Origin of the sequence: Hymenobacter glacialis (assembly GCF_001816165.1) — a bacterium.
GTDB classification, from domain to species: Bacteria; Bacteroidota; Bacteroidia; order Cytophagales; family Hymenobacteraceae; genus Hymenobacter; species Hymenobacter glacialis.
Window position 1 is genome coordinate 192,726 of the sequence record NZ_MDZC01000057.1, and the last position, 24,324, is coordinate 217,049.

The following is a 24,324-nucleotide window of genomic DNA, read 5'->3' on the forward strand; positions in this document are numbered from 1 at the left end:
TTCGGCTACGCTCAGCATGACGATTTTCAATGTGGTCATCATGTCAATACCCTCAGTTCAATGCCGCGCCTAAGTGCCCGCAGCTGCTGTTCCTGCGCAAGATACAGCGCTTGCGCTTCGGCCAAAGACACTTCGGCAAACCGAAAGGACTGCCCCGGCGCCAGCTGCGCAAGCACCGAAAAATCGGCCGTGATGACTTGGGCGATGCGGGGGTAGCCGCCGGTGGTCTGGTGGTCGGCCAGCAGCACAATGGCTTGCCCACCCGCCGGCACCTGCACCGTGCCGAAGGCCACGGCAGTAGACAGCAGCTCATTCGTGATAGCACGCTCCAGCAACGGCCCTTGCAGCCGGAATCCCATGCGGTCGGCCTCGGTGGTCACCGTGAGAGGCTGTTGCCAGAAGTCCTGTTGGCTTTGGATAGAAAATGAATCGAATTCCAGCCCCTGAATGGCCCGGACGATGGGGCGCCGCGCCGGCTTCGGGCGCAGCTCGGGGCCGGGCATCCAGCGGGCTTGCGCCCAGCCTGCTGCGGCTCCCTCACCCAGCTGCCGGGCCAGCTGCTGCCCAACTGTGCCGGGGCGGCCCACGGGCAGCGCATCGCCGGTCTGTAGCGCCCGGCCGTGCAGCCCGCCAAAGCCCGCCCGCAGGTACGTAGAGCGGCTGCCCAGCACCGGCGCGTGGCCAGGCCGCCCGCCACCGCCAGGTATGCCCGGCTGCCGGCCACGGGCGCCCCAAAGGCCAGCTCCGTGCCCGCCGCTACCCAGGTGGCCCGGTGCAGGCGCACCGGCTGGCCATTGAGCGTGGGCGAAAGATTGGCGCCCGTAAGGGCAACGAGGTGGTCGGTTTCGAAACGAATTTTGGGACCCAGCAGGGTGATTTCGAGGCCGGCAGCTTCTTCTGAGTTGCCCACCAGCAGGTTGGCCACGCGCAGGGCTGTGGCGTCCATAGCACCGCTCACGATGATGCCGTCTTTTTGGTAGCCGTGCCGGCCGAGGTCTTGCACGGTGGTGAGCAGGCCGGGCCGCAGTATGCTAAGACTCATGCTGCTGAAGTCGCCGAAATTCGGCGGCGCTGATGGGCACGAAACGCAGGCGCTGGCCCGCCTGCAGCCGGCTGGGCTGGGCCCAGGCCGGGTTGAAGAGCCGCAGCGGCGTGCGGCCAATGAGCTGCCAGCCGCCCGGCGTCGGCAGGGAATAAATACCTGTTTGCGGGCCGGCTATGCCCACCGCGCCGGCTGGCACCAGCGGGCGGGGCTGGGCTTTGCGGGACGTGGCCAGCTGCGCATCCATCCCGCCCAGGTACGGGAAGCCGGGGGCGAAGCCAATCATGTGCACGAGGTAGTCGGGGGCGCTGTGCCGGGCAATTACTTCGTCAAGGCTGAGCTTGGTGTGGCGGGCCACGAAATCCAAATCAGGGCCGAACGCGCCGCCGTAGCACACCGGGATATCCACGGTTTCGGTTTCGGTGGCCGCTTGGGCAGCGGCAGGAACCGCCAGCAGCGCGCGCAGCTGGTCGGCTACCCGGTCGTGGGGAGCGTAGCGGCCGTTTTCGCTGGCCAGCCAGGGGTCGTAGTACACGGTGAGGGTGGTGAAGGCGGGCACCACCTCGCGCAGGCCCACGCAGGGCTGCCGCGCCAGCCGGGCGCTGAACGCCGCAATGGCCGCGTGCGTGGCTGCGCTGATGCCGCCGCCGAATTCGAGCACAATGGCAGCGTCGCCTAACGCATAGAGCCGGACGGGCGAGGCAGCAGTAACAGTTGGGTCAGTGCTCACGCGCTTGCGGTTACATTTGGAGTTCTCAGCCCTCACTCGCTCTTGATGAATTTTAGCTTCCGTAAATATGGCAGGGCCGGCGCGTTTCTGCTGGCCGTGCTGGCCACTGCCTGCCAGCGCCAGCCCCTGTCGCGCGCTACCGCGCCACCCGCCGCCGCCGTTTCGGAGGCTGCCGTGCTCCCCGTCACCACCGGCGTTTCCGAGGACCTGGCTGTGGCCCGCAAAAAGAACATCAGCCGCATTGCCTACGACCTCAACCTGACCATTCCGGCCTCGAAAGCAGAACCCATTGCCGTAGTGGAGCAGGTGGCTTTCACCCTGCGTGACCACCAGCAAGCGGTGCAGCTTGACTTCAAGGCACCCACCGCCAACCTGCAGGGCCTTACCGTGAACGGCCAGCCCGTGGCCATCGACCACCGCAACGAGCACCTCGTGCTGCCCGCCGCTGCCCTGCGGCCCGGCCGCAACGTAGCCGAAATTCGCCTCGCCGCCGGCCAGCAGTCGCTCAATCGCAACGCCGACTACCTCTACACCCTGCTGGTGCCCGACCGCGCCCGTACCGTAGTGCCCGTCTTCGATCAGCCCGATTTGAAAGCCACGTTCACGCTGGCCCTCACCGTGCCCCAGGGCTGGCAGGCCATAGCTAATGCCCCGCTGCGCGACTCGGTAAGCAGCGGCGGTACCACGCGGTTTGCCTTCGCTACTTCCGACAGCATCAGCACTTACCTGTTTTCGTTCGCGGCCGGCAAGTTCACGCGCCTCACACGGCAGCTGAACGGTCGCACCATGACCTTGCTGCACCGCGAAACGGACTCCACCAAGCTGCGGCTGAGCCTGGGGCCCATCTTCCAGCTGCACGCCGATGCGCTGCAGTTTATGGAGCAATACACCGGCCTGCCCTACCCGTTTCAGAAGTTTGATTTCGTGTCGATTCCTGACTTTCAGTACGGCGGTATGGAGCACGTAGGGGCCATCGACTACAAGGCCTCGACGCTGTTTCTGGACGAGGGCGCCACACAGGACCAAATCCTGGCCCGCTCCAGCCTGGTGGCCCACGAAACGGCTCACATGTGGTTCGGCGACCTCGTGACCATGCAGTGGTTCAACGACGTGTGGATGAAGGAGGTGTTCGCCAATTTCATGGCCGATAAAGTGACGCAGGTGGCCGTTAAAAACTCGAACTACGACCTCAAATTCGTCATCGACCACTACCCCGCGGCCTACGGCATCGACCGCACCACCGGGGCCAATCCCATTCGCCAGCCGCTGGCCAACCTGCAGGACGCCGGCTCGCTCTACGGCAACATCATCTACCACAAGGCGCCCATTATGATGCGGCAGCTGGAGCGGTTGATGGGACCGCCGGCCTTCCAGCAGGGCCTGCAGGAATACCTGCGCAAGTACGCCGGCGGCAACGCCACTTGGCCCAACCTCATTGACATTCTGGATGCCCGCACCCCCGCCGACCTGCAGGCCTGGAACCAGGTGTGGGTGAACCAGCCCGGCCGCCCGGTTTTCAGCTACGACCTCCAAACGGCGGCCGGCAAAATCACCCGGCTCAGCCTTGCCCAGCGCGCCGAAGACGGTTCCGACCGCCTCTGGCCCCAGCTGTTCGAAGTGCTGCTGGTATACCCCGGCGGCCGCACCAAAGAGCTGACCGTGAACATGGACCAGCAAACCGTGGCGCTGCCCCTGGCCGTGGGCCAGCCGGCGCCCAGCTTCGTGCTCTTCAACTTCACCGGCCTGGGCTACGGCGTGTTTCCGGTGGCCGGGCAGCTCCCCACGCAGCTCGCGGGTTTGAAGAACCCGGTGGCCCGTGCCGCGGCCTACGTCAACCTCTACGAGAACATGCTCAACGGCCAAATCATTAAGCCGCAGGAGCTGCTCTCGGTATACCGCCAGGCCCTCACCCGCGAGCCCGAAGAGCTGAACCTGAAGCTGCTGACCGGCCAGGCCAGCAACATTTTCTGGCAATTCCTCAGCCCGGCGCAACGCGTGGCCGTAGCGCCCGCGCTGGAGAAAGACCTGTGGGCCGCCCTGCAGAAAAATCCATCGGCCAACTCCCGGAAGCTGCTCTTCAAAACCTACCAGTCCATTGCCCTTACCCCGCCGGCGCAAGCCCGCCTCTACCAAATCTGGCAAACAGAAGAAGCCCCCACCGGCGTAAAGCTGACCGAAGACGACTACACCGCCCTGGCCCTGGCGCTGGCCGTGCGCGACTTTCCTGCCGGACAGGGCGCTGCGTCGCAGCCCATTTTGCCCCGGCAGCTCGCCCGCATCAAAAACGTGGACCGCCGCCAGCGCCTGCAGTTCTTAATGCCCGCCCTGGCCCCCGACGTGGCCACCCGCGACGCCTTTTTCGCCTCGCTGGCCGATGACAAAAACCGCGACAAAGAAGCCTGGGTGACCTCCGCGCTGGGCTACCTGCACCACCCGCTGCGCCACGCTACCTCCGAAAAATACCTGCCCCAGAGCCTGGAGCTGCTGGAAGAAATCCAGCTGACTGGGGATATTTTCTTTCCCTATTCCTGGCTGCAAGCCTCGCTGGGCGGCTACCAGACCGCCAGCGCCGCCAGCGTCGTGCGCACCTTCCTGCAGGCCCACCCCGACTACAATCCCAAGCTGCGGGCCAAACTATTGCAGGCGGCCGACGACTTATTTCGCGCCGAGAAGCTGGTGCAGTAAGGGCATGTTCGAATAAGTCCTGTCATGCTTAGCGAAGCGTCCTATCAGGGCACCTGCCAAGCGTGGTTTTGGAATTATTGCTTGCTGGTGTGCCTCACCGGCTACGCTGTGCAATGCGTTTTCGGAGGGGTTCTTCTATCCACCAGTAAACGATGATGGAGACAATGATTAACTCCACTAGTTTGATGGGGGGATGACCAATCATGAATACGCTGATGCAGCTGCTGATAAATCCCAGATGCAGCAGGTAGAACGCGTAAGAACTCCGGCCCAGCAGGTCGAAAAGTCGCGTTTCGAGCACACTACGTAGCCAGCTGCGCTCGTAAACCAGGCCATATAGCAGCAGCACGATGCCCACCGGCAGCACGAAATTGTAAATAGGAAGGCAGAAGTGATACTTTGTCATCTCGCTAAAAGGCAGCGTGCTCCGAAGTGTTGCTGTTAAGGCGGTGCCCACAATTATCCAGCCCACTCCCAGCAGTGTGAAGGGGCCAGGTTGGGAGCAGGAAGCAGCTGGCGGTGGCCGGCGGGTCACGTATAAGGCCAAGCCCATGCCCGCGAGAAATTCAGCGCACCGCCCAAAAAATGTGTAGCCGAGCATGAAGGGAACAGAGGAGATAAATCCACCCGAGCCCAGTACGGGCACATTTTTCACCAATTGGCCCACCCCGACAAGCAGAAATCCGGTGCCCAACAGGCCAGCCGCGTACAGCAGCAAGCGCCAGGCGTTGGCACGCGCGCCGATTAGCAGCATAGGTGCCGCCAGGTAAAAGCATTCCTCCGCAGTAAGGGACCAGCCTTGCATCACCCCGCTGAAAATGTGCTGTTCAAAAAAACCGCGCAGCAGCGTCAGGTTTAGCACCAGTTGCAGGGCCATCTTCTGGCCGGTGCCCGGAGCAGCGCTGGCCCAGGGCGTATGCCATGCAGCCACACCAAAGGCGAGTAGCGTGAGCAACGCATAGAGGGGGTAAATGCGCGCAAAGCGGTTGCGCAAGTAGGTTCCCCACCAGGCACGGGTGGGGGTGGCCTGCACTTGGTAGCGCGTGGCAATAAGGAAGCCGCTTAGAACGAAAAAGATGGATACACCCACGCCCCATTCCTCCATAAACCGCGACAACCACGATTGCATGGGCAGCCACCGCCAGTCGATGCGGTCGGGCGCATTATGACAAAAGAATACCAGATACGCCGCTACGGCCCGCAGCCCGGTCAGAGCCGGGTAATAAGGTTTGGGTGCATTCATGAATTACCCGTAAAGGTAGAGGTCGTCAGGGATGCTTAAAACCGAATTATACCCCAGGCCAGCGTTAGCAGGCGGTAAAAGCACGTCGGACGCACTGCAAAGCAATAGCAAGGCGTGGCCGTCATTCTCCCCATTCCAGGCACTGGGATGGCTCAGTTCAGCGGCTTCTCCAATACCAGCAGCGTCAGCGGCTGCCGCGGGATGCCGTAGCGCGGGTCGGTGGGGAAGGGTTCGGTTTCGCCGGTCTGGCGGTAGCCCAGCCGCTCGTAGTAGGCAAGGAGTTCGGGCCGCACCGAAATAACGGTCATCTTGCTCGTGGTGCAGCCGTGCTGTCGGCCGTATTCTTCGGCAGCTCGAATCAGGAATTTGCCCACGCCCTGGCCCTGGCCGGTGGGCGCCACGGCCAGCATGCCCAAGTATATTTTGTTGCCGTTGGGGTGGGCGTAAAAGCTACCGCGCAGCTCGTCGTTTTCGCCAAGGCACAGAAGCATGGCGGCGGCGGGCACGGCCAGCATCTCCCGCATTCCGGCCTCGTCGATGCGCTGGCCGTCGAGGAGGTGGGCTTCGGTGGTCCAGCCCTGGCGGGAGGCGTCGCCGCGGTAGGCGCTGTTCACCAGGGCGGTGAGGCGGGGCGCGTCGGCAGGGGTGGCGGTGGTGAGGCGGAAGTTCATAGCAAGTATTCGCACAGAGTTCACAGAGGTTCACAGAGAAAACTCCTTTAACTCTGTGAACTCTGTGCAAAATTACTTAATCCCGCAGGTACTTCCCCAGGTCCGATACGCTCTCTATCCCCAGTTGCTGCGCCTGCCGCTGCCGCATGAGCAGCGCATAGGTGTTGTTGAAGCCCAGCGGAGCCAGCCACTCCAGCCGGTAGCGACGCCGGAATTCGCGGCGCACGTAGTGGAGCACGGCATCGGGCCGGCCGCCCAGGGAATCAACCACGGCGGGCGTGGGCTGCAGCAGCACCAGCAGGCCGGTGCCGGTATACTCGGGGTACATATCAATGGCGCCGTCGCGCAGGGCCTCGAAGCAGATGGTGGTGCCGCCGAGGCCGGTTTTGGTTTGCACCGCGAGCATGGTGTTGCCACGAATAAGGGCGGCGTACATTTCGGCCAGGATGTACTGCTCGGCGAAAATCTTGGAGCCCAGGCGCACCACGGGCGCACTTGTCCCGGCCGGCCGGGGTGCCCGCCATAGCCCGCGCCGTCGCAAAAAGCCTTCGGCAATGGCCTGGGGCGACTGGTGCAGGTAGTCGGCGCGGTAGTTCAGGTTGGTCATCACCGAGTCTGAAATCTGGCCGTCGAGCAGAGCCAGCACGGACGCCAGCTCCGGGTGCTCGCGCAGCAGCGCCGGCCGCACCACGGGCACGGCGTAGTAGGGCGGAAACACGTGGCGGTCGTCGCGCAGCACGCGCAGGTTGTAGGCCCGAATGCGGCCGTCGGTGGAGTAGCCGTCGATGACGTCGACGTTGGCGTTGCGGGCGGCTTCGTACACCAGCGCGGGGGCCAGTACCACGCTGGGCAGGCGCGTGAGGCCGTAGGTTTTGGTGAGGCTGGGCAGGCCATCGGCCCGGCCCACAAACTCGGGACTGAAGCCCGCCAGCAGCTTGCCGCTGGCGCGCGGCAGCAGGTAGAGCGCGCCCAGTAGCGGCAGCGCCACCAGCAGGCCCACGCCCACCCGGCCCAGGCGCCGGGCACTCAGCCGCTGCACGGCGCCCAGCGCGGCATCGAAGAGCAGCGCCAGCCCGGCAGCAGGTAGAGCACCGGCCAGAATCATGGCCGGATTATTCAGGGCAATGCCTCCAAAGATGAACTCGCCCAGCCCGCCCGCCGCCACGTAGGCGGCCAGCGTGGCCACGCCCACGTTGATGACCGTGGCCGTGCGAATGCCGGCCATGAGTACCGGCAGCGCCAGCGGCAATTCCACGCGGTGCAGCACCTGGCCGTCGGTGAGGCCCAGGCCGCGCGCCGCTTCTACCACAGCTGGCGCCACCCCCTGAATACCGGCCAGCGTGTTGCGAATAATGGGCAGCAGCGAATAGAGGAACAGTGCGAAAATGGCGGGCTTCGGGCCAATGCCAAGCAGCGGAATCAGGAAGCCGAGCAGCGCGATGCTGGGCACCGTTTGGAGCACGCCAGCCAGGCCCAGCACCGCCGGGGCCCAGCGCGGCCGGCGCGACAGCCACAGCCCCACGGGCACGCCCAGCAGCACCGCCAGCAGCAGCGAAACCGCCGTCAGGCCAATGTGCTGCAGCGTTTGCTCGCCGAGCTTGCCGGCCTGCTCGCGCCAGAAGGTGAGCAGCGCGCTTAGCGTTTCCATGCGTCCTCCTCTCGTTGCAGGGCCTGCCCAAACGCCGCCATGAGCTCCGCCACCGTGAAGGGAAGTGCCGACGGCGCGGTATCGGTGCTGGTCAGTGCTTCCAACGCTTCGTTTACGGTGGTTTGAGTATTGAAATTGTCCGGGGTGCGGCAGTTGGCACCGGCGGTATTCCAGCGTGGAGTTTCGCCAAAAACGTCCTCCAGCGTAAGGGTGCGCAGCTGCAGCGCCAGCCGCTCGGCGGCGAAGAAGCGGCGCACGAAGTCGTTGGCCGGCCGGAACAGCAGCTCGCGGGGCGTGCCTAATTGCTGCATCCGGCCGGCGTCGAGCAGCAGAATCCGGTCGGCCAGCTCGAAGGCTTCGGTCACGTCGTGGGTTACCAGCACCATCGTTTTGCTGCGCAGCTCTTCCAGCTCCCGGAACTCGCGCCGGATGCTGGCGCGGGTCAGCGGGTCGAGGGCGCCGAAGGGCTCATCGAGCAGGACAATGGGTGGGTCGGCGGCCAGGGCGCGGGCCAGGCCCACGCGCTGCTGCTGCCCACCCGAAAGCTGGTGCGGCAGCTGCCCGGCGAAGCGGGCGGGCGGCAGGTGCAGGCGGGTGAGCAGCGCGGCGGTGCGGTCGGCAATGGCGGCCGGCGCGTGACCCAGCAGGCGCGGTACCACTGCTATGTTTTCGGCCACGGTGTAGTGCGGCAGCAGCCCCACCTGCTGAATAACGTAGCCAATGCCGCGCCGCAGGAGTTCGGGCCGTTGCGCCAGAACGTCCTGGCCGTTGATTTCTACTGTGCCGGCATCGGGCTCAATCAGCCGGTTGAGCATTTTGAGCAGCGTGGTTTTGCCGCAGCCGCTGGGCCCGAGCAGCACCAGGGTTTCGCCAGCCGCCAGCTCAAACGAGACGTCCTGCACCACGGCATGCGCCCCAAAGTGCTTGCTAAGGCGAGAAACGCGAACAACGGGCGGCTGATTGGTTGGCATGGGGCAGGAGGAAGGCAAGGTAAACCCGGCGGATTGATTTGGGTTTAGCGGCCTGGGATTGCCCGTGGTTTTTCGCCGCGTAACTTGGTAGCATCATTCCCATCTCACCCGCTTTCACATGGTTTACAGATACCTGCTCTCGTTCCTGCTGCTTCTCTTGTTGCGCCTGCCCGCTACGGCGCAGATGTACTCCAGCACCGACCCTTTTGCCCACACCTTCAGCATTGTGGCGCGCGACCCGGCAACCGGCGAAATGGCCGTGGCCGTGCAGAGCCACTGGTTTTCGGTGGGCACTTCCGTGAGCTGGGGCGAAGCCGGAGTGGGCGTGGTGGCCACGCAGTCCTTCACCAACAAATCCTTCGGCCTGCGCGGGCTGGCCTTGCTGAAAAGCGGCAAATCGGCCCAGCAGGCGCTGGATGAGTTGCTGTCCAACGACGAAGGCCGCGACGTGCGCCAGGTTGCCATTCTCGACAACCAGGGCCGCGTGGCCACCCACACCGGCAAAAAGTGCGTGGACATGGCCGGTCACCAGCAGGGCGCCCAGTTCTCAGTGCAGGCCAACATGATGCTGAATGCCACCGTGTGGCCCGCCATGGCCAAAGCTTACGAACAAAGCGCTAAGCTGCCCCTGGCCGAGCGGGTGCTGGCCGCCCTCGACGCGGCCGAAGCCGTGGGCGGCGACATCCGCGGCCGGCAATCGGCCGCGTTGCTGGTGGTGCGTGGCACCGCCACCGAAGGCCCTGGGCCGACCGCCTCGTGGACCTGCGCGTGGACGACAGCGCCGCCCCACTCCCCGAGCTGCGCCGCCTGCTCAGCCTGCACCGCGCCTACGAGCACATGAACGCCGGCGACCTGGCCGTGGAGAAAAACGACATGCCCGCCGCCATCCGCGAGTATGAAGCCGCCGAAAAGATGTTTCCCAAAAACCTGGAAATGAAGTATTGGCACGCCATCACGCTGGCCAATAAGCAGCAGGTGCCCGCCGCGTTGGCCCTGCTGCGCCCCATTTTCAAGCAGGAGCCCAACTGGCGCGTCCTTACCGAGCGCCTGCCTAAAGTAGGCTTGCTTACCGTGACCGCCGCCGAGCTAAAGCAGATTCTGGCGCTGAAATAGAGACCTTACGCATAACCGTCTTTCCCGCAGAGGTCGCAGAGGTGAAACCGCAGAGGCACGCAGAGATGGCCGCTAAAAATCTGCGACCCTCTGCGGTTTCACCTCTGCGACCTCTGCGGGAAACGTCCGTTTGTTTAACGTGCACAACTCGTTGTTTGAATATGAAAACGCTCTTTCTGAAAACGGCACTCGCCAGCTTACTTATGGCCAGCCTGGCCCACGCGCAGGCCCCGCTCACCGTGCCCAAGCCCGTGGTTGCGGCGCTGGCTCAGGTGCAGCCCACAGCCATTAAAGCCCACATTGCCTACCTGGCCGATGACAAGCTGCAGGGCCGCCAGGCCGGTACGCCCGGCTACCAAATGGCCGTGGACTACGTGACCAAGCAGCTGAAAAACCTGGGTGTGCAGCCTGCCGGCGATGCGGGTACATACCTGCAGAAGGTACGCTTGCGCAAGGCCTTTCTCCAGCCTGGCGCCACGTTTGCAATTACGGGCGCGCAAGGTGCTATGCCCCTCACCGCCGGCCAGGACTACGTTGTGTACCCTGGCCCGGAGCTGCCCGCCACCAGCGTGCAGAATGCGCCGCTAGCCTTTGCCGGCTTCGGCATCAGCGCGCCCGAGCTGGGCTACGACGACTACGCCGGCCTCGATGTGAAGGGCAAAGTGGTGGTAGTAGTGCGTGGGGCACCCGGCACGTTTGCTTCTACGGTAGCCGCGGCTAGTCAGGATTTGTCGGGCATTTTGCAGGCGGCGGCCCGGCACGGCGCCGTGGGGCTGGTGGTGGCTTCAACCCGTGCCGGCACCCTGCCCGACCTGAAGCGCGGCACCTACAGCGTGCTCGGGCCCAACGGCAAGGTGGCCGCCTCGCGCACCTTTGCCGTGGGCAGCCGCCAGCAGCTCTACGCGGCCGTGAACGCCGCTACCCTCCAGCGCCTCATGCAAAGCGCCGGGCTGGACACGGCGCAGGTTTTTTCCTCCATAAAGAGCGGCAAGCCCGCTTCGGCTCCGCTGAAAACCGCCGTGAGTGCCAGCGCTAAATCCACGTATCAAGACATTGAGAGCTACAATGTAGTAGGCAAATTCACGGGTGCTGATGCCAAGCTGCGCGATGAGTACGTGGTGCATTCGGCCCACCTCGACCACCTGGGCATCACCGCCCCGGTGCAGGGCGACTCCATCAACAACGGCGCGCACGACAATGCCTCGGGCGTGGCCTGCGTGCTCGAAATCGCCAAAATCTACTCCAAGCTGAAAGAAAAGCCCAAGCGCAGCATGCTCTTTGTGCTGATGACCGGCGAGGAGTTGGGCCTGCTGGGCTCGGCTGCGTTCGCCGCCAGCCCCACGGTGCCCCAGGCCAGCATTGTGGCCGACGTGAACATGGACATGCCCACTATTATCGCACCGCTGCTGTCGGTGGTGGCGCTGGGCGGGCAGCATTCTAGCCTGCTGCAACCCGTGGCCAAGGCCGCCGCTTACATGGGCATCACCCTGGAGCAGGACCCCGAGCCGGAGCAGAACCGCTTTATCCGCAGCGACCAGTACAGCTTCGTGACGGCCGGCATCCCCGCCCTGCACATCAAATACGGCAACAAAACCGCCGACGGCAAAAACAACCACAACGAGACCGTGCAGAAGTGGCGCGCCGTGACCTACCACAAGCCGCAGGACGATATCAACGGTGTTTTCGACTTTGAAGCCGGCAAGAAGTACGTGCAGCTCTGCTTTCTGATTGGCTACCAGGTGGCGCAGAACCCGGTGCGGCCCACCTGGAACAAGGGCGACTTCTTTGGGCAGCGCTACGGCCGCCGCTAATCACCCGCCCCGAAACTTTCCCAGCCGGCTAATGCTTTAGCCATTCGTACTTTTGTACTGCACGCGGCTCCGCCGCTTTTTAACTATAAGACAATGGCAGTTTATCCCGAATACATGGTGGCGCCCATCCGCCAGGACCTCACCGAGGTTGGTTTTGAGCAATTGATGACCCCCGAAGCCGTGGATTCCGCGCTGGCTTCGAACGAAGGCACCGTGCTGGTGGCCGTGAACTCGGTGTGCGGCTGCGCCGCCGCCAAGGCCCGTCCGGCCCTGAAGATGGCCCTGGCCAGCGCCGACAAAAAGCCCGGCAAGCTCGTGACCGTGTTTGCCGGCATGGAAACCGAAGCCGTGGCCAAGATGCGCGAGCACCTGCTGCCGTACCCTCCCTCGTCCCCCTGCATCGCCCTATTCAAAGACGGCGAGCTGGTGCACATGATTGAGCGCTACCACATTGAAGGCTCCGACGCCATGCGCATCGTGAACAACCTGCAAGGCGCATTCGACGAATATTGCTAGACCACGGATTAGCGCGGATTTTAGCGGATTTCACGGATTTTGTGGACGGCTCCTGTACTGGGGGCCGTCCTCTTTTTTTGTGATACTTCTTTAGACTGGGCGAATTGGATTATGCAGAAAGCGCCGGTGGCGGAGGCTGGCTTCGCCGAAATTGACGAGTAAGGCCACTTCCAACCGATATGCTTTCAGGTAATTGACGACTTGCGCGAAGTGAGCATCGGCTAACTCGGCAACTGCTTTTAACTCAACCAACACCTGACCCTCCACCAGGAAGTCTGCCCTACGGGCACCAATGCTGGTGTTCTTGTAAAAAACCGGAAGGTGTACCTCTCCCTGAAAATCCAGTCCGGCCTCACGCAGCTCAACCGCCAGCCCGCGCTGGTATATCAACTCCAGAAACCCACTACCCAATTCGCGGTGCACACTCATGGCACAACCAATTATTGTCTTGGTGACGTCGTTGAAGCGGGAATCAAGTAACATAGCACAAATTATAAAACCAGAGCGCAAATTCACCAAAAAAAGGACGGCCCCCAGTACAGGAGCCGTCCACAAAATCCGTGAAATCCGCTAAAACCCGCGCTAATCCGTGGTCTAGTTGGCTACTTCACTAATGAATTTGATGCGCACCAGCCGCAACTCCTCCTCGCTGAATTCGTCGCCCAACTCCTTCATGGCCACCGCAATGTTGTCGGTGCTGGCCGACATGAAGTAGTCGTAAATTTCCTCTTGGCGGTCTTCCTCCACCATTTCGTTGAGGTAGTAGCTAATGTTGAGGCGGGTGCCTGAATAGCAGATGTGCTCAATTTCCTCCATCAGCTCGCCCATGCCGATGCCTTTGGACGAGGCAATGTCCTCCAGCATCATCTTTTTGTCGATTTGCTGGATGATGTAGATTTTGATTTTTGAGCGGTTCACCGCCGACTTTACCACCACGTCTTCGGCGGTTTCAATGTCGTTGTCTTCCACGTATTTCTTGATGGCGGCCACGAACGGCGCGCCAAACTTCTGGGCCTTGCCCTGGCCCACGCCCGACACGTGCGTGAGGTCGTGCAGCGTGGTGGGGTAGGTGGTGGCCATCTCCTTCAGGCTGGGGTCCTGGAAGAGGACGTAGGGAGGCAGGTTTTTCTGCTTGGCTACCTGCTTGCGCAGCTCTTTGAGCTGCGTGAACAGGGCTTCGTCGTGCCCGGCGGCGTGCTGTACTTCCTCCTTTTCCTCGTCGGCCTTCTGCTCCTCGTCGAAGTTGTGGTCCTTGGTGAGGGTGATGGAGCGCGGGTCTTCAATAAAATCGATGCCCTTGTCGGTGATGCGCACCAAGCCCAGGCTGTCGATGTCCTTCTCCAGAAAGCCATTCAGCAGGCACTGGCGCAGTACCGAGTGCCAGAACTGCGCGTCGCCCAGTACCTTGCCCTGGCCGTACACCGGCAGGGCATTGTGGGCGTAGCTCTCGATGTGGGGGTTGCTCAGGCCCAGCAGCACCTGACCGATGTGCGTGAGGTTGAAGCGGGCTTCGGTTTGCACCACGGCGCGCAGGGCCAGGCCCACGGCGGCTTCGCCCTCAAACCGCTCCTTGGGGTGGCGGCAGTTGTCGCAGAAACCACAATCCGTGTTCAGTGTTTCGCCGAAGTAGTGCAGCAGCTGGCGCCGCCGGCACACCGACGACTCGGCGTAGTTCGTCATCTCGGCCAGCAGCTGGTGGGCGTTGTCGCGCTCCGTCACCGGCTTGTCTTTGCTGAATTTTTCCAGCTTCAGAATGTCGTCGTAGCTGTAGAACATCAGGCAGTTGCCTTCCAGGCCATCGCGGCCGCCGCGGCCGGTTTCCTGGTAGTAGCCCTCAATGGATTTGGGCGCGTCGAAGTGAATCACGAAGCGCACGTCGGGCTTATCGATGCCCATGCCGAAAGCAATGGTGGCCACAATCACGTCGCACTCCTCATTGAGGAAAGCGTCCTGGTTGTCGATGCGCACCTGCTGGTCCAGGCCGGCGTGGTAGGGGCGGGCGCGCACGTCGTTCACGCGCAGCAGCTCGGCTATTTCCTCCACTTTCTTGCGGCTGAGGCAGTAAATAATGCCGGCCTTGCCCTTGTGCAGCTTCACGTATTGAATGAGCTGCTTTTTGGTGTTGTGCTTGGCGCGTACCTCGTAGTAGAGGTTGGTGCGGTTGAAGCTGGTTTTGAAGACGCTGGCGTCGTCCATCTGCAGGTTCTTCTGGATGTCCAGCTGCACTTTGGGCGTGGCCGTGGCCGTGAGGGCAATGATGGGTACGTTGCCGCCCAGGTTATCGATAATGCCGCGAATCTTACGGTACTCGGGCCGGAAGTCGTGGCCCCACTCCGAAATGCAGTGGGCCTCGTCGATGGCTACGAAGCTGATGGTTGATTTCAGTAGAAACTCAATGGTGTCATCCTTGGTCAGGCTCTCGGGCGCCACGTACAGCAGCCGCACGTCGCCGCTGATAACGTCCCTCTTCACCCGGTTCATTTCCGTCTTGGTCAGCGTCGAATTATACACCTGCGCGTTCACCCCAAACGCTCCCAGCTGGTCTACCTGGTTTTTCATCAGGGCGATGAGGGGCGAAATGACAATGGCCGTGCCCGGCAGCACCAGCGCCGGCAGCTGGTAGCACAGGCTCTTGCCCGCGCCCGTAGGCATGATGACGAACGTGTTGTTTCCAACCAGTATGTTCTGAATGACAGCTTCCTGCGTCCCCCGAAACTGGCCGAAGCCGAAAACCTCCTTTAGTGTGTGTTTTAAATCGGCAACGAAGGTTGGGGCTTCTTGGAGGGCTAGGGCAGCAGATGGCATAAGACGTAAGCTCAGGTGGCTGGCGGGCAGATGGCCCGGTTCTTAACGAAGATAAGCACAGGCCTAGTTTTTCGACATAAAAAAATGTTGTTTTTCGTGAATTGTGGAAAATAATTTAGTCGCGTAAAATCGCCGGAATTCCGCCCAAGGGAAAGTAAAAGCTAGCTGAATGGCCCCATTGCGGGGGCGTGCCAGTACTAGACGATTCTGAGACTGGCCGTCGCGCTTGGTCTGCTTTGTACCGATGTTGGGAGGCAGCGTGCGCGCTGGGAGTGGGGCTTAGGTTCTTTTCCGCAATTTTGTAGCTCCATTTTCTGCTTCGTCCATGCCCGCTTCCGCTCAATTTGCCGACTCCTCTCTTGCTGGCCTGGTCCCGGCTTCTGCCGATGTGCTCGCCATTGCCCGCCAGGTGCTGCACGCCGAAGCCGCCGCCCTGCACGACGTGGCCGATGCCCTCGCCGCCACACCCGACTTTGTGCGCTGCGTGCAGGCTATTCTGCAGCTCAAGGGCCGCGTGGTGGTCACGGGTATTGGCAAAAGCGCCCACATTGCCGGCAAAATAGTGGCCACGCTCAACAGCACCGGCACGCCGGCCCTGTTCATGCACGCCGCCGACGCCATTCACGGCGACTTGGGCATGATTCAGCCCGAGGATTTCGTAGTAGCCATCAGCAAGAGCGGCGATACGCCCGAAATCAAGGTGCTGGTGCCGCTGCTGCGCCGCAAGGGTGTGCCGCTGGCCGCGCTGGTGAGCAACGCCGACTCCTACCTCGGCCAGCAGGCCACCTACATTCTGCACGCCCCCGTAACGAAGGAGGCCTGCCCCAACAACCTGGCCCCCACCACCAGCACCACCGCGGCCCTGGCCCTGGGCGATGCCCTGGCCGTGTGCCTGCTTGAAAGCCGCCAGTTCTCGGCCGCCGACTTTGCCCGCCTGCACCCCGGCGGCACCCTTGGCAAGCGCCTTTACCTGAAAGTAGGCGACCTGAGCCGCCAGAACCAGCGCCCCCAGGTACTGGCCGATTCCCCGCTTAAGGAGGTGCTGCTGGAAATATCCGGCAAGCGCCTGGGGGCCACGGCCGTGCTCGACGCCGCCGGCCAGCTCGCCGGCATCATCACCGACGGCGACCTACGCCGCATGCTCGGCAGCTTCTCTGATTTGGAAACGCTCCGGGCCCGTGACATCCTCACGCCCCACCCCGCCACCATCGACGTGGAAGACTTTGCCGCCGAAGCCCTGGCGCGGATGCAGCAGCGCAACATCACCCAGCTGGTGGTGACGGAAGAAGGCCGGTTTGCCGGCTTCATCCATCTGCACGACTTGCTGAGAGAAGGGCTGGTGTAGGGCATATGTTGCAGCGCAACCTCCGGGCAGCCGGCGGCCCACCGCTTTCGCCTGCGATTTGAGCCAGCGCTTACCTTTACCGCTATGAATTCTACTTACCTCATTGTAATGGCCGGCGGTATTGGCAGCCGGTTCTGGCCCTTCAGCCGCACCCATCACCCCAAGCAGTTTCATGATGTACTGGGGGTAGGGCGGTCTATGCTTCAGCTTACCGTGGACCGGTTTGCCGGCGTTTGCCCGCCCGAAAACGTGTTTGTGGTCACAAACCGCGACTATACCGACTTGGTGCATGAGCACCTGCCCGAGCTACCGCTGGACCAGATTCTGGGCGAGCCCATTGGCCGGAACACGGCCCCGTGCATTGCCTACGCCAGCTACCGCATTGCCCAGCGCGACCCCCAGGCCACTATTATCGTGACTCCAGCCGACCACGCCGTGATGCGCGAAGACGAGTTCCGCCGCCTCATTGGCGTTGCCGTGGACGCCGCTCAGGCTAGCGACGTGCTCATTACGCTCGGCATTCAGCCCTCACGGCCCGACACTGGCTACGGCTACATTCAGTACATGGACGACCAGTCCTTGCCCGGCGGGCAGCTGCACAAGGTAAAAACCTTCACCGAAAAGCCGAATCTGGAACTAGCTCGGATGTTCGTCGAGAGCGGAGACTTTCTCTGGAATTCCGGCCTGTTTGTGTGGCGCGTCGAGGTTATCATTGCCGCCTTCCATCACTACCTGAGCGACATTGCCGAGGTATTCGAAGAAGGCGCTGCCATGTTGGGTACGCCGCAGGAAGAAGCGTTTATCAGCCAGGCGTACTCGCGCTGCCGCAACATCAGCATTGACTATGGGGTGATGGAAAAGGCTGACAATGTGTACGTACTGCCCGCCGACTTCGGCTGGAGCGACGTGGGTACCTGGGACTCCCTGCACCGCATCGGCCAGCGCGACGAGAACGACAACGTGGTGAGCGGCGACGTGCTACTCTACGACACCAGCGGCTGCGTCATCAAAACACCTCCCGAGCGCCTCGTGGTAGTGCAGGGCCTGGAAGACTACATCGTGGCTGAGTACGACAACGTGCTGCTCATCTGCAAGCGCAGCGAGGAGCAGCGCGTGAAGGAGTTTGTGGCCGATGTGAAGGCGAAGAAGGGTGCGGGGTATAATTAAGGACGGTGCGGCTGGGGAACCTCACCTCTGCCGGGCACGGCCCCAGGCCCTCTCCAAACGAGAGGGAAGCCTGACGATTCAATAATAAAAAAAGCCTGCTGTTCAGCAGGCTTTTTTTGTGGGCATTTTGGCGATGCCTATGCCTTCGGGGTTTTGTAAACGCTGAGCGAAATAGCTATAATTAAGCCGATTGAAGCGGATTTAAGGAAGAGTAATTGCTGGTCAAGCTGCTGGCCGCGTACCCGGACATTGGCAAGCTCCACCTGGGAGCCTCCGGTTGCAAGCAACTTCTTTTCGGCAAACTCAGCTTCGTATTTGTAGCTGATTCGGTTGTCGAACCAACCATAAAGACTCAAGAGGAAAAGGCCTGCCAGCAGCCAGCTCAGCTTTCTCATTTGCCCGAAAAAACCCGCTGGCGGGCCACCTCAAACAGCATGATGCCGGCCGCTACGCTCACGTTCAGGCTCTGAATCTGGCCGCTCATGGGCACCTTGAGCTTCACGTCGGCCAAGTTCAGCAGGTCGGGCGAAATGCCGTCTTCTTCCGAGCCCATGAGCACGGCTACTGGGCCGGTAAAATCTATTTCGGCGGCGCCCACGGCCTCGTCGGCTTTCTCGGTACAGGCCACCACGGTCACGCCGGACTGCTGCAGAAAGCGGATGGTTTCGTGCAGGTTATTCTCACGGCACACGGGCAGAATGTTCAGGGCGCCAGCCGACGTTTTCAGGGCGTCGCCGTTGATTTGGGCGGCGCCGCGGCTGGGCACCACAATGGCTTGCACGCCCAGACACTCCGCCGTGCGAGCAATGGCGCCGAAGTTGCGCACGTCGGTAATACGGTCCAGCAGCAGCAGAAACGGCACTTTGCCCTCTTCAAACAGGCCGGTCACAATGGTATCGAGCGGCGCGTAGTCGATGGGCGACACGAAAGCTACTGCGCCCTGGTGGTTTTTGCGGGTGAGGTTGTCGAGCTTTTCGCTGGGCACCAGCTGCACCTGGATTCCCGCTGCCCGGGCGGCGCCGAAATATCCGTCACGAGGCTGTTCTTGGTGCCGCGCAGCAGGAAGATTTTCTCCAGCGTACGGCCCGCGTTCAGCGCTTCCTGAATGGGGCGCAGGCCAAACAGCATGTCGATGCTGGCGGCCTGGGCCGGGCGGTTTTCGTAGCGGGGGCGGTCGTTGCCGCCGCGCTCGCCGCCTTCATTGCTGCGCTCGCGGTAGGGGGGGCGGCTTTCGCCGCGGTCCGAGCGGCCGGTGCGGTCGCCAGCGGCTTCGTCGCGGTTGTCGCTGCCGCCGCGGCCTTTGGGGCGGGCGGGGCGGTCGTCAAACTCGCTGCCGCGCTCGGGGCGGAACTGCTTGGGGGTGACGGGGCGGTTGTCGCCGTCGTAGAAGCGGCGGCCGGCTACCGGGCGCGCGGGACGTTCGGGCCGGTCAGGGCGGTCGGTGGGGTTCTCCATTTTTCAACGGCGGCATACCAGAGCAATTCGTACTCGGGCCGGCGCACCAATTCGTAGTAATCAGGCGCAAAGGTACTAGGCCGGGGCCGGAAGGTGTAGGTGATGGGCCCGCCGTTCACGCCGCCTTCGGAATAAAACCACCGTTCCTCGCCGTTAAACAGGCGCCGCACGCTGGGCGGCGGCCCCAGCACCACGTACAGCAGGCCCCGGTCGGTGAGCCAACCGGCCTTGTGGGCCGCAAACAGGCGGTTGGCAGCCGTCACGCGGCCGTAGTAGCGGCGTATCAACTCTTTGCCCAAGGTTTGGTTGCCCTGGGCAATGTCGAGCCAGAATTTATCCACGGCGCGCTTGGGGTCGGCCGCGTTGGTGAGGCGCTGGCGCTCCTCGCTGGTGGTGAGGTAGCGCAGCGGCTCAATCAGCTCGGCGGCGGTGGTCAGGGCTGGGTACTCATTTTCCGCCACCATTACCGCCAGCGGGCCCGCCCCGCCCACGCCCGCCCCGCCCACGCGCAGGCTGTACAAGCCGGGTTCATCCAGGCGCAACGGCTCGCCCGGGCGGGTAGTGGCAGAGTCCAGCACGGGCAGCACCGCCGGCCCACCGGACGTGGCGTTGGGGCGGCTCATGGGCGGCAGGGCCGCCACGGGGTTCACAGCGTAGCGTTTCCAGCGCACGGGCTGGTAAAGGCCGTAGCGGTCCACCCCAAAAGCTTCGCCGGCCTGCACGTAGCGGCGCAGCAAAGGCCGGCCGAGGGAATCGATGAGCACAAACGGGCGCGTCAGGATGGCATCGGTCAGGCGCAGCCAGGCCGTGGTGGTGAGCTCCTGGTAGTCCTCTTTGGCATCGGCGGGGCTGGTGCGCAGCTCCAGCACGGACCCGCGCGGCAGGCGCGCCGCCGCCACGCAGAAGCTAAGCCGGGTGGCGTCCGCTTCGGGGCGCGGGTGCTGCTGGCGGCGCGGGATGCTGTCCTGCCACAGCGGCACCTTGGCTTCGTAGCTGGGCCACGCCGTGAGCTGCAGGGCGTGGCCGGGACCCAGCCGGGCAGGCGCGGGCAGCCGCAGGTAGAAGCGCAGGCTGTCGCCCTCGCGGCGCGTGTCCACTTCCAGGCGCGGGCCGTCGCGGTAGAGGCCCGCGTAGTCGAGGCGCGGGGCCGGGGGGGCGGGCTGAGATGTTGGCACCGCCGCTGTTAGTGCCAAACAGCCAATGACGCAGTACCCAATTATTCGTTTCATGGCGCTACGGGGATTGGTAAGTGCGCAAACGTAGCTACGTCATAGCCTGCCGAGTAGCTGGAAGTTAAAATAAAAAACCAAGCTGCAAATCGGAACCGGTGGTAACGTGCACATCTTGACCTCCCTTGTTGGGCCGTTGAAAATTGAGCGGGACCTGCCGACGACGTGTGAAATCGAGCCCAGTGCTGCCACTGAGCAGCCACCGCTTTTTTCGCAGTTGATAGCCCACGCGGGTAGACAGAGGCACGTGCACTTGAATGTTGCTAACGTAGCCGTATGGGCTGTTGCGGTCTTCACTAAACTCCTCCGCTACCAGTTGCAGGCCTGCTCCCACAAACAAGCCCGCCCCAGCTTGGCGTCCCGGCCGCACTATGTACCGCAGCTGCGAAATGAGCAAGGCGCTGTTGTAGCGCCCCACGCTTTCTACCGTTTGTTGGTACTGGCCCGTGGCAGGGTCTAGTATCACGGTGTAATGGGAAGTGTTGCGATGCACACCTCCGATGCCCAGCCGGGCACTGAAGCGGGCAGTCAGTTGCCGCTCATACGCCAGCCCCACGTAATGCCCACCCCCGCCGTACTCGGCACTGTGCACACCAACATACACGGCCCGTCGTAAGTCAGCAAGAGCAAGGGTATCGGGTGGAAAAAAGGTTTTTGACGCAAATAGCAAACTCGTGGTGAGCAATTGGAGCATAGCAGCAAAGTGACTTTAGAATGATTTTGCCAACGCAAAAAGTCGTTGTTATTGCTTGGCTGAAGTCAGAGCCAGCTAAAAAGGCCGGTTCGCACACTGCGAACGGCCTTGTAGGTTTCTCACGTTATCCGCCTACTAGCGGGGGTAAAACTGCTCCATCAGCCCGCGGGCCTTGGTGCTGCGGGCGGCATCGCCGCTGCGCTCCGCTGCCTGGTATACGCTTTGCAGGCCCAGGAGGTAGCCGCGCTGGTCGTCTTCAAACAGGCTGGCGTCGGGCTTGGTGGAGTAGTAGGCCAGCATCTGTTCCGAGCGGCGCGTCATGGTGTCGAGGATTTCGTCGGCGCGCTTCTTTTCGCCGCCGGCTACCAGGGCCGGTACCAGCTGGGGCGAGTAGTAGTCGTAGGGAATGGTGTTGTCCGGCATCAGCTCTAGCGCTTTCACGGCCACTTCCCGGGCCTTGGCCACGTTGCCTTCGGCCAGATAGGCGTTGGCCAGGCGGGCAAACTTGTCGCGGTAGTTGGCGGGGAAGCGCAGGTGATTTTCGTCGTAGAAAATGGTGGGGTCCTGCAGGCCGCGGTACTGGAAATCCTTCAGCAGGTGCTGGTAGGTGATGTCCTTTTCCACATAGCCTTCGTCGCCGCTGCGCGGGTCGTAATTCGGGTCCTTCAGCGGCAGCAGGCGGTAGGCCATGCCTTCGAGCTGGAAGTAGGGCTGCAGGTTCATGTAGTCGCCGGGGTTCACCGTGGAGCTGAAGTAAATGGGGCGCTCCCAGTTGTTGGTGGCAATCATGTCGAGAATCACCAGGTTTTTCTTCTCAATGGCGCGCTTGCCCATGCTCCACTCCATGCGCGACACCAGCTGCTTCTCGCGGCCCTTGGGGATGATGCCCAGCTTCTTCACCGCCGCCGTGTCGATGGGCAGGTAGAAGTTCGGCGTGGGGAACGACATCATGCCCGGGCCGCCTTCCTGGTACTGCACCTGCAGCAGCGGGTTGTTGTTGGATACCAGCTGAATAAACTCCTTAAGGTTCACGCTCTGCACCGACGGGTTGGCCGCAAAGGGCAGCATGTCGTTGGTGCCCTGGGCGTACCGGTCTTCGCCCATGCTGATGGGGAACGGCGCCGACTTGTAAGAGCGGCGCTTCATCTGGGCAATGTACCAGTCGGTGTTCAGGTAGCTGAGCACGGCCACGCGCACGTCCGTGCGGATGCCCTCCACCTCCTGGGCGTACCACAGCGGGAAGGTGTCGTTGTCGCCGTTGGTGAACAGAATGGCGTTTGGCGCGCAGCTGTTGAGCAGGTTCTTGGCCGAGTCCACCGAGTTGTAGCGGTCGGAGCGGTTGTGGTCGTCCCAGCCCTGGGCCACCATAATGCCGGGCACGAGCAGGCCCGCCGCCAGGGCCAGGCCGGCCCGCAGGCCGTCGGCCTTCACCACTTTGCGCAGTAGCTCGGCCACGCCCAGCACGCCCAGGCCTATCCAGATGGCAAAGGCAAACGTGGCCCCCGTGAAGGTGTAGTCGCGCTCGCGCGGCTCGCGCGGCGGCTGGTTGAGGTAGAACACAATGGCCAGGCCGGTCATCAGGAACAGCAGGCCGGTCACCCAGGCGTCTTTGCTGTTGCGGCGGCTCTGGAAATACAGGCCGATGAGGCCCAGAATAAGCGGCAGGGCCAGAAAGTTGTTGTGCGCCGGGCTCTCGCCAATGCGCGGCGGCAGGTTGGCCGCGCCGGGGCTGAAGGGCGTGACCACGCCCGCCTGCTGTATGTCGGACTCGCGCCCCACGTAGTTCCACATAAAGTAGCGCCAGAACATGTGGCCCATCTGGTAGCGGAACATGAAGCCCAGGTTCTGGCCCATGCTGGGCTTCACGCCGTCCTGAATGTCCACCCACTTCTTGTAGTTGGCCACTTGGTCGGGCTCGTAGTTGTAGATGCGCGGCAGCAGCATCTTGTCGCCGTCGGGGTAGCCAGCTTCCTGCTGGCGGGGCAGAATTTCCTTGTAGGTGCCGGTTTTCAGGTCGCGGGCGTAGCGGGGAGAGCCTTCCTCGTAGTGGTCGGGCTGCGAAAACAGGTGCGGGCCGTAGAGCAGGGGCCGCGAGCCGTACTGCTCGCGCTTGAGGTAGCTCACAAACGAGAGGACGTCCTCGGGGTCGTTTTCGTTGATGGTGGGCTTAAACGAGCTGCGAATCGGCACGATGAGGTAGCTCGAATAGCCAATCAGGATAAACACGAAGCACAGCATGGCCGTGTTCAGCAGCTGGCTGCGGTGCTTGAACGACTGCCGGAAGCCAAAATAAATCAGGCCCGCAAACAGCACCAGAAAGAGTATCAGGCCCGAGTTGAAGGGCAGGCCAATGGTGTTGACGAAGAATACTTCAAACGCGCCCGCCAGCGTGGGCAAGCCCGGAATGATGCCCACCATGATGGACGCCACAATCACCATGCTCACCACTAGTACGATAATGCCGCCTTTGGTGGTAGGGTTGGCCGTGCGGCGGTAGTAGTAGATAAAGCCCAGGGCCGGTAGCGTGAGCAGGTTCAGCAAGTGCACGCCGATGCTCAGGCCGATAACGTAGGCAATGAGGATGAGCCACTTGTCGGAGTCGGCCTCGCTGGCGTGGGCTTCCCACTTCAGCATTATCCAGACCACGGCCGCCGTGCACAGGGCCGACATAGCGTACACCTCGCCCTCCACGGCATTGAACCAGAACGAGTCGGAGAAGGCAAAGGCCAGTGCGCCCACCACGCCCGCGCTCAGAATGAGCAGGGTCTGCGAGCCGCTGGGCTCCACCGATTCAGCGGCCAGGTTGTTGGTGGCCGCGTCGCCGCGCAGCACCAGTTTGCGGGCCATGCGGGTGATAATCCAGAACAGAAACAACACCGTGAAGGCGCTGCTCAGGCCCGACAGAGCGTTGATGAGCACCGCCACCTTGGTCACGTCGCCAAAGGCGAGCAGCGACATCATGCGGCCCAGCAGCAGGAAGGTGGGCGCGCCGGGGGGATGCGGCACCAGCAGCTTGTAGGAGCAGGCTATGAACTCGCCGCAGTCCCAAAACGAAGCCGTGGGCTCCAGGGTGAGGAAGTACGTGGCGGCAGCAATGGCGAAAACGAGCCAGCCAACGAGGTTATTCAGGCTTTTGAAGGAACGCATAGAATCAGTAAGAGCGCAGGCCCCAACGGCCAACGCAACAGGCAGAGGGTCG

Annotated in this window: 20 protein-coding genes and 1 pseudogene; 7 read left to right on the forward strand and 14 right to left on the reverse strand. The window is 62.6% G+C overall.

All coding sequences use genetic code 11. The annotated features are described in order from the left end of the window. Positions 1-38: 38 nt before the first annotated feature. Positions 39-1,042, reverse strand: a pseudogene (locus BEN48_RS20170) (5-oxoprolinase subunit C family protein). After that, complete coding sequence (pxpB, locus tag BEN48_RS08755; RefSeq protein ID WP_070734239.1) at positions 1,032-1,772, reverse strand: 5-oxoprolinase subunit PxpB; 741 nt, start codon at positions 1,770-1,772, stop codon at positions 1,032-1,034. Before pxpB ends, BEN48_RS20170 begins: the two are co-directional and overlap by 11 nt. Positions 1,773-1,817: 45 nt before the next feature. Here pxpB and BEN48_RS08760 point away from each other — a divergent pair, with 45 nt between their 5' ends. Beyond that, a complete protein-coding gene (locus BEN48_RS08760) occupies positions 1,818-4,457 on the forward strand; it encodes a M1 family aminopeptidase (protein ID WP_083320897.1) in 2,640 nt (879 codons plus the stop codon). A 94-nt stretch (positions 4,458-4,551) separates the two neighbouring features. On the opposite strand, the gene BEN48_RS08765 is transcribed toward BEN48_RS08760, so the two are convergent. The 4 genes from BEN48_RS08765 to BEN48_RS08780 all read right to left on the reverse strand — a co-directional run bounded on the left by BEN48_RS08765 (position 4,552) and on the right by BEN48_RS08780 (position 8,990). Beyond that, positions 4,552-5,700, reverse strand: coding sequence for an acyltransferase family protein (locus tag BEN48_RS08765; protein WP_070734200.1), 1,149 nt, complete (start codon positions 5,698-5,700; stop codon positions 4,552-4,554). 152 nt (positions 5,701-5,852) lie between these two features. After that, entirely contained in the window at positions 5,853-6,371 is a 519-nt protein-coding gene (locus BEN48_RS08770) for a GNAT family N-acetyltransferase (protein WP_070734201.1), read from the reverse strand. A gap of 76 nt (positions 6,372-6,447) precedes the next feature. After that, positions 6,448-8,019, reverse strand: a complete 1,572-nt coding sequence (locus tag BEN48_RS08775; RefSeq protein WP_070734202.1) for an ABC transporter permease/substrate-binding protein — start codon at positions 8,017-8,019, stop codon at positions 6,448-6,450. Beyond that, the gene (locus BEN48_RS08780) at positions 8,007-8,990 is read right to left on the reverse strand and encodes an ABC transporter ATP-binding protein (RefSeq protein WP_083320898.1); all 984 of its coding nucleotides are present in this window, start codon (positions 8,988-8,990) and stop codon (positions 8,007-8,009) included. The genes BEN48_RS08775 and BEN48_RS08780 overlap by 13 nt, the downstream gene beginning before the upstream one ends. A 118-nt stretch (positions 8,991-9,108) precedes the next feature. Here BEN48_RS08780 and BEN48_RS20095 point away from each other — a divergent pair, with 118 nt between their 5' ends. The 4 genes from BEN48_RS20095 (at position 9,109) to BEN48_RS08795 (ending at position 12,430) form a co-directional block, all read left to right on the forward strand. Beyond that, entirely contained in the window at positions 9,109-9,831 is a 723-nt protein-coding gene (locus BEN48_RS20095) for a DUF1028 domain-containing protein (protein WP_317043693.1), read from the forward strand. Then, the gene (locus tag BEN48_RS20100; RefSeq protein WP_317043694.1) at positions 9,759-10,103 is read left to right on the forward strand and encodes a hypothetical protein; all 345 of its coding nucleotides are present in this window, start codon (positions 9,759-9,761) and stop codon (positions 10,101-10,103) included. The genes BEN48_RS20095 and BEN48_RS20100 overlap by 73 nt, the downstream gene beginning before the upstream one ends. A 161-nt stretch (positions 10,104-10,264) precedes the next feature. Beyond that, a complete protein-coding gene (locus BEN48_RS08790) occupies positions 10,265-11,914 on the forward strand; it encodes a M28 family peptidase (RefSeq protein WP_083320899.1) in 1,650 nt (549 codons plus the stop codon). 93 nt (positions 11,915-12,007) lie between these two features. After that, a complete protein-coding gene (locus tag BEN48_RS08795; protein WP_070734203.1) occupies positions 12,008-12,430 on the forward strand; it encodes a BrxA/BrxB family bacilliredoxin in 423 nt (140 codons plus the stop codon). Between the two features lie 90 nt (positions 12,431-12,520). Here BEN48_RS08795 and BEN48_RS08800 read toward each other — a convergent pair whose 3' ends face one another. Both BEN48_RS08800 and recQ read right to left on the reverse strand, forming a co-directional pair. Continuing rightward, the gene (locus tag BEN48_RS08800; protein WP_070734204.1) at positions 12,521-12,913 is read right to left on the reverse strand and encodes a GxxExxY protein; all 393 of its coding nucleotides are present in this window, start codon (positions 12,911-12,913) and stop codon (positions 12,521-12,523) included. A gap of 111 nt (positions 12,914-13,024) precedes the next feature. After that, positions 13,025-15,235: a DNA helicase RecQ gene (gene recQ, locus BEN48_RS08805; RefSeq protein ID WP_070734205.1), complete on the reverse strand. Its 2,211-nt coding sequence runs from the start codon at positions 15,233-15,235 to the stop codon at positions 13,025-13,027. 325 nt (positions 15,236-15,560) lie between these two features. Between recQ and BEN48_RS08810 the strand changes: the two genes are divergently transcribed. After that, positions 15,561-16,580, forward strand: a complete 1,020-nt coding sequence (locus BEN48_RS08810; RefSeq protein WP_070734206.1) for a KpsF/GutQ family sugar-phosphate isomerase — start codon at positions 15,561-15,563, stop codon at positions 16,578-16,580. Between the two features lie 84 nt (positions 16,581-16,664). Further along, positions 16,665-17,747, forward strand: a complete 1,083-nt coding sequence (locus BEN48_RS08815; protein ID WP_070734207.1) for a mannose-1-phosphate guanylyltransferase — start codon at positions 16,665-16,667, stop codon at positions 17,745-17,747. A gap of 137 nt (positions 17,748-17,884) precedes the next feature. Here BEN48_RS08815 and BEN48_RS08820 read toward each other — a convergent pair whose 3' ends face one another. The 6 genes from BEN48_RS08820 to BEN48_RS08840 form a co-directional block, all read right to left on the reverse strand. After that, the gene (locus tag BEN48_RS08820; RefSeq protein ID WP_070734208.1) at positions 17,885-18,142 is read right to left on the reverse strand and encodes a hypothetical protein; all 258 of its coding nucleotides are present in this window, start codon (positions 18,140-18,142) and stop codon (positions 17,885-17,887) included. After that, positions 18,139-18,732 carry a 23S rRNA (guanosine(2251)-2'-O)-methyltransferase RlmB gene (gene rlmB / locus BEN48_RS08825; RefSeq protein WP_241502220.1) on the reverse strand — a complete coding sequence of 198 codons (594 nt, stop codon included), beginning with the start codon at positions 18,730-18,732 and terminating at the stop codon, positions 18,139-18,141. The genes BEN48_RS08820 and rlmB overlap by 4 nt, the downstream gene beginning before the upstream one ends. After that, the gene (locus BEN48_RS19730) at positions 18,678-19,202 is read right to left on the reverse strand and encodes a hypothetical protein (protein WP_241502221.1); all 525 of its coding nucleotides are present in this window, start codon (positions 19,200-19,202) and stop codon (positions 18,678-18,680) included. Before BEN48_RS19730 ends, rlmB begins: the two co-directional genes overlap by 55 nt. Further along, positions 19,148-20,431, reverse strand: coding sequence for a GWxTD domain-containing protein (locus BEN48_RS08830; RefSeq protein WP_083320900.1), 1,284 nt, complete (start codon positions 20,429-20,431; stop codon positions 19,148-19,150). Before BEN48_RS08830 ends, BEN48_RS19730 begins: the two co-directional genes overlap by 55 nt. 64 nt (positions 20,432-20,495) lie before the next feature. Continuing rightward, a complete protein-coding gene (locus tag BEN48_RS08835; RefSeq protein ID WP_070734210.1) occupies positions 20,496-21,125 on the reverse strand; it encodes a hypothetical protein in 630 nt (209 codons plus the stop codon). Between the two features lie 135 nt (positions 21,126-21,260). Next, positions 21,261-24,272, reverse strand: coding sequence for a protein O-mannosyl-transferase family (locus BEN48_RS08840; protein WP_070734211.1), 3,012 nt, complete (start codon positions 24,270-24,272; stop codon positions 21,261-21,263). Positions 24,273-24,324: the final 52 nt, after the last annotated feature.

What these genes read in the sequence shown, in the direction of transcription:
- BEN48_RS08765 (WP_070734200.1), bottom strand. Translation starts at nt 5,700, where the DNA reads ATGAATGCACCCAAACCTTATTACCCGGCTCTGACCGGGCTGCGGGCC.
- BEN48_RS20095 (WP_317043693.1), top strand. Translation starts at nt 9,109, where the DNA reads ATGGTTTACAGATACCTGCTCTCGTTCCTGCTGCTTCTCTTGTTGCGC.
- BEN48_RS08795 (WP_070734203.1), top strand. Translation starts at nt 12,008, where the DNA reads ATGGCAGTTTATCCCGAATACATGGTGGCGCCCATCCGCCAGGACCTC.
- BEN48_RS08820 (WP_070734208.1), bottom strand. Translation starts at nt 18,142, where the DNA reads ATGAGAAAGCTGAGCTGGCTGCTGGCAGGCCTTTTCCTCTTGAGTCTT.
- BEN48_RS08775 (WP_070734202.1), bottom strand. Translation starts at nt 8,019, where the DNA reads ATGGAAACGCTAAGCGCGCTGCTCACCTTCTGGCGCGAGCAGGCCGGC.
- BEN48_RS08810 (WP_070734206.1), top strand. Translation starts at nt 15,561, where the DNA reads ATGCCCGCTTCCGCTCAATTTGCCGACTCCTCTCTTGCTGGCCTGGTC.
- BEN48_RS08770 (WP_070734201.1), bottom strand. Translation starts at nt 6,371, where the DNA reads ATGAACTTCCGCCTCACCACCGCCACCCCTGCCGACGCGCCCCGCCTC.
- BEN48_RS08840 (WP_070734211.1), bottom strand. Translation starts at nt 24,272, where the DNA reads ATGCGTTCCTTCAAAAGCCTGAATAACCTCGTTGGCTGGCTCGTTTTC.
- BEN48_RS08790 (WP_083320899.1), top strand. Translation starts at nt 10,265, where the DNA reads ATGAAAACGCTCTTTCTGAAAACGGCACTCGCCAGCTTACTTATGGCC.
- BEN48_RS08780 (WP_083320898.1), bottom strand. Translation starts at nt 8,990, where the DNA reads ATGCCAACCAATCAGCCGCCCGTTGTTCGCGTTTCTCGCCTTAGCAAG.
- BEN48_RS19730 (WP_241502221.1), bottom strand. Translation starts at nt 19,202, where the DNA reads ATGGAGAACCCCACCGACCGCCCTGACCGGCCCGAACGTCCCGCGCGC.
- recQ (WP_070734205.1), bottom strand. Translation starts at nt 15,235, where the DNA reads ATGCCATCTGCTGCCCTAGCCCTCCAAGAAGCCCCAACCTTCGTTGCC.
- BEN48_RS08830 (WP_083320900.1), bottom strand. Translation starts at nt 20,431, where the DNA reads ATGAAACGAATAATTGGGTACTGCGTCATTGGCTGTTTGGCACTAACA.
- BEN48_RS08835 (WP_070734210.1), bottom strand. Translation starts at nt 21,125, where the DNA reads ATGCTCCAATTGCTCACCACGAGTTTGCTATTTGCGTCAAAAACCTTT.
- BEN48_RS08815 (WP_070734207.1), top strand. Translation starts at nt 16,665, where the DNA reads ATGAATTCTACTTACCTCATTGTAATGGCCGGCGGTATTGGCAGCCGG.
- BEN48_RS08800 (WP_070734204.1), bottom strand. Translation starts at nt 12,913, where the DNA reads ATGTTACTTGATTCCCGCTTCAACGACGTCACCAAGACAATAATTGGT.
- BEN48_RS08760 (WP_083320897.1), top strand. Translation starts at nt 1,818, where the DNA reads ATGAATTTTAGCTTCCGTAAATATGGCAGGGCCGGCGCGTTTCTGCTG.